We start from the raw sequence: 11,107 nt of genomic DNA, 5'->3' as shown, positions 1-11,107 counted from the left end.
CGAGCTGGTTGGCGGCGATCCGGGCGGATCCCGGCCGCGCCGGCGTCGTCGCACTGGCCGCGGTCGGTGTCATCGCGGTGCTGGTCACGGTGTTCACGCTGGTGCGCGACGACCCACCGCCGGTGGTCTCCGCGAAACTCCCTCCGGTACAGATGGTTTCGTCGACCAGCCCGACGGCGGGCAGCCCGGCCCCCGAGCCCGACGGGCCGGTCGTCGTCAGCGTGGTCGGCCTGGTCCACCGGCCCGGGCTGGTCACGCTGACCTCGGGCGCGCGCATCGCCGACGCACTGACCGCGGCGGGAGGGACGCTCGACGGTGCCGACCTGATCGGGCTGAACATGGCCCGCCCGGTGTCCGACGGTGAGCAGATCGTCGTCGGCATCGCCTCGCCGCCCGGCGCACCGTCGTCGATGGGCAGTTCGATCACGGCGCCACCGGGTCAGTCGCCCGCACCCGGCGGGGACGGCGAGGCGGCACCACCGGGATTGGTGAACCTCAACACCGCCACGCCAGAAGAACTCGACGCGTTGCCCGGGGTCGGACCCGTCACCGCGTCGGCGATCGTCGGATGGCGCGACGCCAACGGTCGGTTCACCACCGTTGAGCAACTCGGCGAGGTCGACGGTATCGGTCCCGCGCGGCTGGAGAAGCTGCGTGACCTGGTCCATGTGTGACCACGCCCGACGCCCGCGCGGCCGGCCACGACCTGCGCTTGGTTCCCGCTGCGTTGACGGGTTGGGGCGTGATGGCCGCGGGCATCGTGTGGGGCGGCGTCGCGTCACTCTGGGCCACGACGGCGGCGGTGGTCGTCACGTATCTGGTGACGCGGTGGTGGCGCGGCAGGCAGCCGGACGCGGCGGTGTGGCCCGGCGTCCTCGCGGTGACCGTCGTCGGGGTGGCGTTCTCGATCGCGGTGACGTTGCGCGTGCACGACGTGGCCCACCATCCGGTGTCGGGCCGCGTCGGCGCGACGGTCTCCGTGGTGGTCGTCGCGGCGGAGTCGCCCCGCGTGGTGGGTGGGGGACGGCTGATGTTCCGCGGCGACCTGCGTGCCGTCGACGAGCGCCGACTGACCGGTCGGGTCGTGGTGTTCGCGTCGGGGCTCGGATACGGCGAGCTGACCGCGGGCCGCCCCGTCGCCTTCCGCGCCCGCATCGGGGCGCCCACCCGTCGCGACCTCACGGTCGCGGTGCTCACGGCGGCGGGGGAGCCGACGCTCGGCCGGGCGAGTCTCGTCCAGCGGATCGCCGCGCGGGTGCGCACCGCCTTCGCCGACGCGGCGCGCTCGGCGCTGCCCGCCGACCAGGCGGCGATGCTGCCCGCGCTGGTGCTGGGCGACACGTCGACCCTGACCGGGCCGACGGTCGACGAGTTCCGGACCGCCGGCCTGACCCATCTGACCGCGGTGTCGGGTGCCAACGTCACCATCGTCTGCGGTGCGGTCCTACTGGCGGCGGCGGTGGTGGGCCCGCGGGTCGCCGTGGCCATGGCCGCGCTGGCGCTGACGGCATTCGTCGTCGTGGTGCAGCCGTCGGCCAGCGTGCTTCGGGCGGCGGTGATGGGCGCCATCACCCTGCTGGCGATCGTGGCGCACCGACGGCGGCAGGCGATTCCGGCGTTGTCGGCCACCGTCCTGATCCTGATGATCGGCGTGCCCGAACTGGCGGTCGACATCGGCTTCGCGCTGTCGGCGTCGGCCACCGCGGCGCTCGTCGTGATCGCACCCATCTGGTCGCGACGGCTCGTCGACCGGGGTTGGCCCAAACCCTTTGCCGACGCGGCCAGCGTCGCCGTCGCCGCCCAACTCGTCACGGCGCCACTCGTCGCGGGGATGTCGGGGACCGTCAGCCTGGTGTCCGTCGCCGCAAACCTCGCGGTGGTGGTCGTCATCGCTCCCGTCACGGTGATCGGCACCGGCGCGGCGGCGTTGTCGGCGTTCTGGCCGGCGGCCGCGCAGTTCCTGGTCCGGTTCACCGGGCCCGAACTGTGGTGGCTGCTGCGGGTGGCGCGATGGGCGTCGGCCGTGCCGGGCGCCGTCGTGCCGGTGCCGTCCGGCCCCGCAGGCGTGTTCTGCGTGGCGGCGGCGGGAATCGGTTCCGTCGTGCTGTGGCGGTGGCGCTGGGGACGCATCGGCGTGGCGTCGGCGGCGCTCTGCCTGTTCGCGTGGGCGGTGGCGGGCGCCGGTGCCGGCCCGGGAACCGGCGCTGTCGGCGCGACGTGACACGATCTCAGCGTGAGCCAACTTCACCTCGTGCTGGGCGACGAAGAACTGCTCGTCGAACGCGCCGTCGGCGAGGTCCTGCGGTCCGCGCGCGACGCGGCGGGCACCGTCGACGTCCCCGTCGACCGACTGCGCGCGGGCGAGGTCAGCACCAGCGAGCTGGCGGAGCTGCTGAGCCCGTCGCTGTTCGCCGATGAACGGGTGGTGGTGCTGGAGTCTGCGGCCGAGGCAGGCAAGGACGCCGTCGCGCTCATCGCCGACGCCGCGGCGGATCTGCCACCCGGCACCATGCTCGTCGTCGTGCACTCCGGAGGGGGGCGCGCCAAGGCGCTGGCCGATCAGATCAAACGGCTTGGCGCCGAGGTGCATCCGTGTGCCCGGATCACCAAGCCCACTGAGCGCGCCGAGTTCGTCCGCCGGGAGTTCCGTGAGCTCAAGATCAAGGTCAGCGACGACACGGTCACCGCGGTCCTGGACGCCCTTGGCTCCGATCTGCGCGAACTGGCCGCGGCGTGCTCGCAGCTGATCGCCGACACCGGCGGTCAGGTGGATCCCGCCGCGGTGCGCCGCTACCACAGCGGGAAGGCCGAGGTGAAGGGCTACGACATCGCCGACAAGGCGGTCAACGGTGACGTCGCAGGCGCGGCCGAAGCCCTGCGCTGGGCGATGATGAGCGGCGAACCGCAGGTGGTGCTGGCCGACGCGCTCGCCGAGGCCGTGCACGCGATCGCCCGGATCGGGCCGCTGTCGGGTGATCCGTACCAGCTTGCCGGTGAACTGGGCATGCCGCCGTGGCGGGTGCAGAAGGCGCAGAAGCAGTCCCGCCGCTGGTCACGCGAATCGGTGGCCGAAGCGATGCGGTTGGTCGCGACGCTCAACGGCGACGTCAAGGGTGTGGCGGCAAATGCCGACTATGCGCTCGAGACGGCGGTGCGCCGGGTGGCGGAACTGGCCGCCAAGGGCTGAGAGGCAGCGCCCGATCAGGGTCTGCTGCCCGATCTCAGAGCTTGTTGAGGGCCAGCGTGAGCGCGGACTTCTTGTTGGCCGCCTGGTTCTTGTGAATGACGCCCTTGCTTGCGGCCTGGTCGAGCTTGCGGTTGGTGGAGACCAGCAACTCGGCGGCCTTCTCCTTCTCGCCGGCGTCGATGGCTTCACGGAGGCCGCGGACAGACGTGCGAAGTTCGGACTTCACCGACTGGTTGCGCAGACGGGCGCGCTCGTTGGTACGGATGCGCTTTTCCTGCGACTTGATGTTGGCCACGCGTTGATTCCTTCTAAATGTCAGCTTGGGTTGGCGTAAGTCTTCATGGGGGCGCCCGGTGACGGGCAGCGAGAGTTCAGGCTACCAGCGCGTACCCCAATTACCCAAAGCAATCGTCACTGGCCTGCCGAAACGGCGCTAGTGCGGCAGCATGTCACTGGTGAGCCTGCGAACCCTTCCCACAAACGGCGCGCGGTCGTCGCGCAACTCCTCGTCCTCGACGAAGCGCTACGAGGGCATCTTCGACGGCTACAACAACGTTGGCGACTATTCGAAGGCCTTCGACGAGATGTTCGACGCCCAGGGCAACGTGCGCGGCCCGTACAAGGGCATCTTCACCGAGCTTGCCCCGTCTGACGCCTCCGAGCTCGCGGCGCGGTCCGACGCGCTCGGCCGCGCCTTCATCGACCAGGGCATCACCTTCTCCTTGTCGGGTCAGGAGCGCCCGTTCCCGCTGGACCTGGTGCCAAGGGTGATCTCGGCCGCCGAGTGGTCGCGGCTCGAGCGCGGCATCACCCAGCGGGTCAAGGCGCTGGAGATGTACCTCGACGACGTGTACGGCGAGCAGGAGATCCTGACGGACGGGGTGATCCCGCGTCGGCTGGTGACGTCCTGCGAGCACTTCCACCGCGAGGCGGCAGGCATCGTGCCGCCCAACGGCGTGCGGATCCACGTCGCAGGGATCGACCTGGTGCGCGACGCGCAGGGCACCTTCCGCGTGCTCGAGGACAACCTGCGTTCCCCGTCGGGGGTGTCCTACGTGATGGAGAACCGGCGCACCATGGCGCGCGTCTTCCCGAACCTGTTCGCCACGCATCGGGTGCGCGCGGTCGGTGACTACTCGTCGCATCTGCTGCAGGCGCTGCGCAAGGCCGCCGCCTCCAACGAGGCCGACCCGACCGTCGTGGTGCTCACCCCCGGCGTCTACAACTCGGCCTACTTCGAGCACTCCCTGCTGGCCCGGCAGATGGGCGTCGAACTCGTCGAGGGCCGCGACCTGTTCTGCCGAGACAACTCCGTCTACATGCGGACCACCAACGGCGAACGCCAGGTCGACGTAATCTACCGGCGCATCGACGACGACTACCTCGACCCCATGCACTTCAAGCCCGACTCGGTGCTCGGGGTGGCCGGCGTGCTGAACGCCGCTCGCGCGGGCAACGTCGTGATCTCCAGCGCGGTCGGCAACGGCGTCGGCGACGACAAGTTGGTCTACACCTACGTGCCGACGATCATCGAGTACTACCTCGGCGAGAAGCCGCTGCTGGCCAACGTCGACACCTTCCGCTGCTGGCTGGCCGAGGAACGCGAGGAGGTGCTCGACCGCGTCGACGAGCTGGTCATCAAGCCGGTCGAAGGCTCCGGCGGCTACGGCATCGTGTTCGGCCCCGACGCCTCGGAGAAGGAACTGGCCACGATCTGCAGGAAGATCCGCAACGACCCCCGCGGCTGGATCGCCCAACCGGTCGTGCAGCTGTCGACGGTGCCCACGCAGATCGACGACCAGCTGGCGCCGCGCCACGTCGACCTCCGACCGTTCGCGGTCAACGACGGCGATGACGTGTGGGTGCTGCCGGGCGGGTTGACCCGTGTCGCGCTCCCTGAGGGCTCGTTGGTGGTCAACTCCAGCCAGGGCGGCGGCTCGAAGGACACCTGGGTGCTCGCCTCGCGGGCCTCGGTGGCCGATCGTGAGCTGGCCGCCGCCGAGGTGGTCCGTGCACTGCCGAAGACCGCGAATGGGACCAAGTCCGAGAAGAGTCCGGACGCGTCCTCGCAGCAGCAGCAACAGCAGACGCAGTCGTCGGGGCAACAGACCCAGCAGCAACAGCAACAGCAACAGCAACAGCGGTAGGCGGGGAGGGCACTGATGCTGGCACGCAACGCGGAATCGCTGTACTGGATCGGCCGATACGTCGAGAGGGCCGACGACACGGCCCGCATCCTCGACGTCACGGTGCACCAGTTGCTCGAGGACTCCAGTGTCGACCCCGACCAGGCGTCCAGGACGCTGCTGAAGGTGCTCGGCATCGAGCCGCCAAAGTCCACGCTGGATCTGTGGTCGCTCACCGACCTCGTCGCGTTCAGCCGCGACACCCAGGGCGGCTGCTCCATCGTCGAATCCATCTCCGGGGCTCGCGAGAATGCCCGCGGCGCACGCGAAGTCACGTCGACGGAGATCTGGGAGTGCCTCAACACCACCTACAACGCGCTCGCCGAGCGCGAACGCGCCGCGAAGCGACTCGGTCCGCACGAGTTCCTGTCGTACGTCGAGGGCCGCGCCGCGATGTTCGCAGGACTGGCCGACTCCACGTTGTCCCGGGACGACGGCTACCGCTTCATGGTGCTCGGCCGGGCGATCGAACGCGTCGACATGACGGTGCGGCTACTGCTCGCCCGCGTCGGCGACAGCGCCTCGTCACCGGCATGGGTGACGGTGCTGCGGTCGGCGGGTGCGCACGACACCTACCTGCGCACGTACCGCGGCGTGCTCGACGCCGTACGCGTGGTCGAGTTCATGCTGCTCGACCGGCTGTTCCCGCGCTCGGTGATGTACTCATTGCGGCTGGCCGAGCACAGCCTCGAGGAATTGCACAGCGGCGCGCACAACCGGATCGGAGCCACAGACGAGGCGCAACGCCTGCTGGGCCGCGCCCGCAGTGAGCTGGAGTTCCTGCGACCCGGCGTGCTGTTGGAGTCCCTGGAAGAGCGCCTGGGTGGCCTGCAGCAGACGTGCGCCGACGTCGGAGAGGCGTTGGCGCTGGAGTACTTTCACTCCGCGCCGTGGGTGGCGTGGACCGACGCCGGCCGGAACGGGTCGCTGGTCATCGAAGAGGGCGAGATCTAAATGTGGCGATTGCGCGTCGTGCACTCGACCGGCTACGCCTACAAGTCACCGGTGACGGCGTCGTACAACGAGGCGCGGCTGACCCCACGCTCGGACTCCCGGCAGAACGTCATCCTCAACCGCGTCGAAACCGTGCCGGCCACCCGGTCGTACCGCTACGTCGACTACTGGGGCACTGCGGTGACGGCGTTCGATCTGCATGCGCCGCACACCGAACTGGAGGTCACCGCGTCGTCGGTGGTGGAGACCGACAAGGAGGAGCTGCCGACCGAGAAGGTGTCCTGGGAGGACCTGCAGTCAGAGGCGGTGGTCGACCGGTTCGATGACATGCTGAGCCCCACCGAGTACGCGCCGGCGAGCAGCCGCATCCAGGCGGTGGGCAGGCGGATCGCCAAGTACAACAACCCGGAGGACGCGGTCATCGCCGCCGCGCGGTGGGCGCACAGCGAACTCGAGTACGTGCCGGGCACCACCGGCGTGCACTCGTCGGGGCTTGACGCGCACCGGGAAGGCAAGGGCGTCTGCCAGGACTTCGCGCATCTGTCGCTGATCCTGTTGCGCAGCATGGGCATTCCGTCGCGATACGTGTCGGGCTATCTGCATCCCAACAAGAAGGCCAAAGTCGGCGACACCATCGACGGGCAGAGCCATGCCTGGATCCAGGCATGGACCGGCGGCTGGCGGAGTTACGACCCGACCAACGACAAGGACATCAACGAGCAGTACATCAGCGTCGGCGTTGGCCGCGACTACTCCGACGTCACGCCCCTGAAGGGAATCTACTCGGGGGCGGGATCGACCGACCTCGACGTCGTCGTGGAGATCACCCGGCTGGCTTAGATCGCCCGTTGGGGCGGCCGAGTGTCCGATAACCCGGGTGGACGTGCGGGGTCAGGCCCCGTTGCTCCGCCAGAGTCCCGAGCAGCTCGCGCAACGTTCCCCGTTGTTGTTCGTCGAGCCCCGCGGTCATGCGGCGCTCGTGTTGGCGGGCAAGCGTTGAGATCTTCTGCATCAGCCGTTTCCCGGATGCCGTGAGGTACAACGCATGCAGTCGCCGGTCGTCGGGGTTGCGGCGCCGTTCGACGTAGCCGCGGTCCTCCAACTCGTCGACGTATGCCACTACGCGGCTCGGCAGCACGCCGAGTCGACCGCTGAGCGACTGCTGGCTGCGCCCGGGTTCGGCGGCGATGGTGCGAAGTATCCCGGCGTGCGGCGGGGATAGCTCGATCGTCGCCATCTGCTCGGCGAACTGGGTCGCGGCGTCGTGTCCCAGCTGGGTGAGCAGGAAGGCGATCCCATCGCCGTGGTCGTTGTTGGTGGCTGACACCCGACGATCATACATCCGGCGAATCGTTCGAATGTGAAATCATCTTGGCTCTTGTGCTGGCGGCTGTAGCGGCATATCGTTCGTCACATGAACGATTCACTTACCGATCGAAATAACGTCTCGGGTCGGCCACGACAGGCTGGGCCGCCGCTGGTCGTGTTGGCCGGGATTTCTCTGGGGCTCTTGGTGGTCGGACTCGGCGTCAGCGCTGCCATGGGTGGCGTCATGCCGCTGCCGTACGGCTCCGATACGGCGATACAGGACTACTTCCAGGGCAATTCGGCCGCGGTGCAAGCCGGCGCCGTCGGAGTGTTCGCGTCCTCCGTACCGCTGGCAATCTATGCCGCCACGGCCAGCGCACGACTGCGCCAACTGGGCATTACCGCGCCCGGCGCCACGATCGCGCTCGCAGGTGGCATCTTGGCCGCCGGCGGGCTGGGTCTTTCGGGACTGCTGGCCTGGACCCTGTCGCGACCTGAAGTCAGCGCCGACCCCGCACTCGTTCGTGCGGTGTATTACCTGGTGTTCCTCACCGGCGGCACGGGGCACGTCGTTGCTCTCGGACTGCTGATCGCAGGTATCGCGGTACCCAGCCTGATCCTCGGCCTCCTCCCCAGACCGGTCGCCTGGACCGGCCTGGCCATCGCCGTCGTCGCCGAGCTGACCACGTTGGTGCTCATCTGGCCTGCGCTTGCCGTGCTGTTGCCGGTCGCCCGGTTCACCGGGTTGATCTGGCTGATCGTCGCCGGCGCACGACTGCCGCTGCGCCGCCGGCGCCGGAACGAGGCCGTCCACACCGCCGAGGTGTGACCATGAGGCTCAGCGTCAGCGTCACCAACTACTCTTGGCCACATCGCGAAATCCGGGCACGGCTCGCAGCACTCGCCGACACTCTGGACGATTCCGCGGTCGACACCCTGTGGGTCGCCGATCATATCCTGCAGGCCGATCCGTCCAGCCGCCTCGATGAGCCGATGCTGGAGGCCTATACCGCGTTGGGCTTCCTGGCCGCCCGAACGTCGCGGCTGCGGCTGGGCACCATGGTCACTGCCGCGACATTCCGCGCCGCCGCACTGCTGATCAAGGCGGTGACCACACTGGACGTGCTGACCGATGGCCGGGCCTGGCTGGGCATCGGAGCCGGATACAACGCCGACGAGGCGCGTGCGATGGGCTTGTTCATGCCCGCAACGGCCGAACGGTTCACCCGGTTGACCGAACTGCTCCGGTTGGCCCAGCAGATGTGGAGTGGCGACGACCGTCCGTTCCGTGGCGACTATCTGGAACTGGAGCACCCCATCGGAAGCCCACGACCCATCGCGAGGCCTCGGCCGCCCGTGTTGATCGGTGGCACGGGCGAGCGGCGCACGCTGCGCCTGGTCGCCGAATACGGCGACGCCTGCAATCTGTTCGACGTTCCCGACGGCGGCCAGGCAATCCGGCGCCAACTCGACGTGCTGGCACGGCATTGTGCTGACGTCGGCCGGCCGGTCGACGAGGTGGAACGGACTGTCAGCACAGCACTCGAGCCCCGTGAAACGGTCGACGAATTCGCCAGGCGTTGCACCACTTTGGGCGATCTGGGGATAGATCATGCGGTCGTCATCGTGCGGGGCCGGCCGTGGACTCCCGAAGCCCTCGCCACGGTGACGGACGCGGCCGCACGCCTGGCCGCTACCGGTTGATGCACACCCCGGGGTGCACCTCGACACGATGCAAGTCGTCGCCCAGCTCGATCTGGCGGGGGAACACCGAGGCGGCCAGCGCGCGCCAGTCGTCCTCCTGGCCGGGGGCCAGCGGTGGGACGTAGTGGGTGAGGATCAGCGTGCCCACACCGGCCCGTGTCGCGGTGGCCGCCGCTTCCTCGACGGAGGAGTGGTAGTCGAGGATGTCTCTCAGCCGCTGCTGCGGCACCTGCTCGATCAGGTCCTTGCGGATCACGGTGTGAACCAGCGCGCCCGCCCCGGCGGCGAGTTCGTCGAGGCTTTCGCAGGGCACCGAATCACCCGCGAGCACGACCGATGCTCCGCCGTACTCGATTCGAAATCCGATGGTGGGCTCCACGGGTCGGTGATCCGTTTGGGCAACCCGGATCTGCACACCGCGCTGCCGACTTCCCGTCGCTTCGCTCGCGCTGTCGTCCCACACGGGTCCCTCGGTGTATTCGTGCACTTCGATGGCGGGCGGCTCGGTGATGTCAGCGTGATGGCCGATCCGGTAGCTGATGTCCGGTGCCAGCGCGGCCAAGGTGGCCTCGACCACGGCAGCCGTACCGGGCGGCCCGATCACCGGCAGTGGCGTCCGCACGAACGTCGTCACCCACCGCGTAGTGATGACGTCACTGAGGTCGGTGATGTGGTCGCTGTGCAGATGCGTCAGCAGCAGCGCCGTGAGGTCGGCGGCCCCAACGCCGACGGCCGCGGCCCGCTGCAGGACGCCCCGTCCGCAATCCACCAGGAAGATCTGCTCGCCGGCGCGGACCAACGTGGACGGCCCCGCGCGGTTCGCGTCGACCATGGGACTGCCGGTGCCGAGCAGGGTGACTTCGATCATGACGTCATACCTAACCCGTTCGGATCGGACCTGGGGCCGGAACGGAAGGACCGGCCGTCTCACGTCGGGCGTTCGTAACGCGGCGCCGCGTCAGGTTTCAATACTCTATTGAGAGATGTGGATGAATCCGCTGGTAGAACGAATCGACTCGGCGTAATGGCTGGTGAGTAATTTCAATTAGTCATTTACCACGACGAAACAGCCCAGCAACAGAGTCTGGTTAGCGTCACCGCCATGACATTCGACTACTCACGGCTCACCGCAACCTGTGCGGTCGAGTCGCCCGAGAACGCGGTCACTCTGCCGCCCGAGGCCTACGGCAGCGACGAGCTGTACGCCGCCGAAGTCGACCGGGTATTCAAGCGCGGCTGGATTCCGCTGTGCCGCATCGAGCAGGTTCCCAAGGACGGGAGCTACTACAGCATTGACATCCTCGGCACGCCGCTGGTCGTCACCCGCGACCGCAAGTCCGACATCCGGGTGTTGTCGCGCAACTGCAGCCACCGATGGATGGAGGTGTGCAGCGGTGCTGGGGAGGCCAACGTGCTCCAGTGTCCTTATCACCTGTGGTCCTTCGGCCTCGATGGGCACCTCGCCGGCGCGCCGGAAATGAAGCAGTCCCCAGGCTTCGACCGCAACGACTATCCGCTCAAGAAGTTCCGGCACGAAATCTGGAAGGGCTTCGTACTGGTCAACTTCGACGGGCAAGCGGAGTCCTTGGCGAGCCAGTACGCGGCTCTCGATCCGATCGTCGACGCCTACGACTTGGAGAACTACCAGACCGTCGAACAGACCGACTGGGGGGTGTGCGACTGGGACTGGAAGATCATGGTGGACAACTTCATGGAGTGCTACCACCACATGGGTCCGCACCGCGGGTCGCTCGAGGACCAGTTCCCG

At 68.5% G+C, this 11,107-nt stretch carries 12 protein-coding genes; 9 read left to right on the top strand and 3 right to left on the bottom strand.

Going from position 1 to position 11,107, the window contains the following annotated elements; translation table 11 throughout:
- The 3 genes from QOC69_RS18770 to holA all read left to right on the top strand — a co-directional run.
- On the top strand, positions 1-674 hold a 674-nt coding region (locus QOC69_RS18770; RefSeq protein WP_526442292.1), incomplete at its 5' end, for a ComEA family DNA-binding protein.
- A gap of 71 nt (positions 675-745) precedes the next feature.
- Complete coding sequence (locus QOC69_RS18765; protein ID WP_526442294.1) at positions 746-2,221, top strand: ComEC/Rec2 family competence protein; 1,476 nt, start codon at positions 746-748, stop codon at positions 2,219-2,221.
- Positions 2,222-2,233: 12 nt separating this feature from the next.
- The gene (gene holA / locus QOC69_RS18760) at positions 2,234-3,187 is read left to right on the top strand and encodes a DNA polymerase III subunit delta (RefSeq protein WP_526442290.1); all 954 of its coding nucleotides are present in this window, start codon (positions 2,234-2,236) and stop codon (positions 3,185-3,187) included.
- 34 nt (positions 3,188-3,221) lie between these two features.
- Here the strand turns inward: holA and rpsT are convergent, their stop codons facing one another.
- Complete coding sequence (rpsT, locus tag QOC69_RS18755; protein ID WP_526442288.1) at positions 3,222-3,482, bottom strand: 30S ribosomal protein S20; 261 nt, start codon at positions 3,480-3,482, stop codon at positions 3,222-3,224.
- Positions 3,483-3,633: 151 nt separating this feature from the next.
- On the opposite strand from rpsT, the gene QOC69_RS18750 reads away from it, so the two are divergent.
- The 3 genes from QOC69_RS18750 to QOC69_RS18740 are packed head-to-tail and all read left to right on the top strand — an operon-like array spanning position 3,634 to position 7,167.
- Positions 3,634-5,334, top strand: coding sequence for a circularly permuted type 2 ATP-grasp protein (locus tag QOC69_RS18750; RefSeq protein ID WP_526442286.1), 1,701 nt, complete (start codon positions 3,634-3,636; stop codon positions 5,332-5,334).
- 15 nt (positions 5,335-5,349) lie between these two features.
- On the top strand, positions 5,350-6,327 hold the full coding sequence (locus tag QOC69_RS18745) for an alpha-E domain-containing protein (protein WP_526442284.1): 978 nt from the start codon (positions 5,350-5,352) through the stop codon (positions 6,325-6,327).
- Complete coding sequence (locus tag QOC69_RS18740; RefSeq protein WP_526442282.1) at positions 6,328-7,167, top strand: transglutaminase-like domain-containing protein; 840 nt, start codon at positions 6,328-6,330, stop codon at positions 7,165-7,167.
- Here QOC69_RS18740 and QOC69_RS18735 read toward each other — a convergent pair.
- Positions 7,151-7,654, bottom strand: coding sequence for a MarR family winged helix-turn-helix transcriptional regulator (locus tag QOC69_RS18735; protein ID WP_526442280.1), 504 nt, complete (start codon positions 7,652-7,654; stop codon positions 7,151-7,153). The genes QOC69_RS18740 and QOC69_RS18735 overlap by 17 nt on opposite strands.
- 87 nt (positions 7,655-7,741) lie before the next feature.
- Between QOC69_RS18735 and QOC69_RS18730 the strand changes: the two genes are divergently transcribed.
- Positions 7,742-8,464 (top strand): hypothetical protein, encoded by a 723-nt coding sequence (locus QOC69_RS18730; RefSeq protein WP_526442278.1) that lies wholly within the window; start codon positions 7,742-7,744, stop codon positions 8,462-8,464.
- A 2-nt stretch (positions 8,465-8,466) separates the two neighbouring features.
- The gene (locus tag QOC69_RS18725; protein WP_526442276.1) at positions 8,467-9,339 is read left to right on the top strand and encodes a TIGR03560 family F420-dependent LLM class oxidoreductase; all 873 of its coding nucleotides are present in this window, start codon (positions 8,467-8,469) and stop codon (positions 9,337-9,339) included.
- Here the strand turns inward: QOC69_RS18725 and QOC69_RS18720 are convergent.
- Complete coding sequence (locus tag QOC69_RS18720) at positions 9,329-10,207, bottom strand: ribonuclease Z (protein ID WP_526442274.1); 879 nt, start codon at positions 10,205-10,207, stop codon at positions 9,329-9,331. The genes QOC69_RS18725 and QOC69_RS18720 overlap by 11 nt on opposite strands.
- A gap of 234 nt (positions 10,208-10,441) precedes the next feature.
- Here QOC69_RS18720 and QOC69_RS18715 point away from each other — a divergent pair.
- A partial coding sequence (locus QOC69_RS18715; RefSeq protein WP_526442272.1) for an aromatic ring-hydroxylating oxygenase subunit alpha occupies positions 10,442-11,107 on the top strand: 666 nt, incomplete at its 3' end.

Source organism: Mycobacterium sp., assembly GCF_032162105.1.
GTDB lineage: Bacteria > Actinomycetota > Actinomycetes > Mycobacteriales > Mycobacteriaceae > Mycobacterium.
Note: the sequence above shows the minus strand (reverse complement) of the source record. Positions and strands in the feature narration are given on the sequence as shown.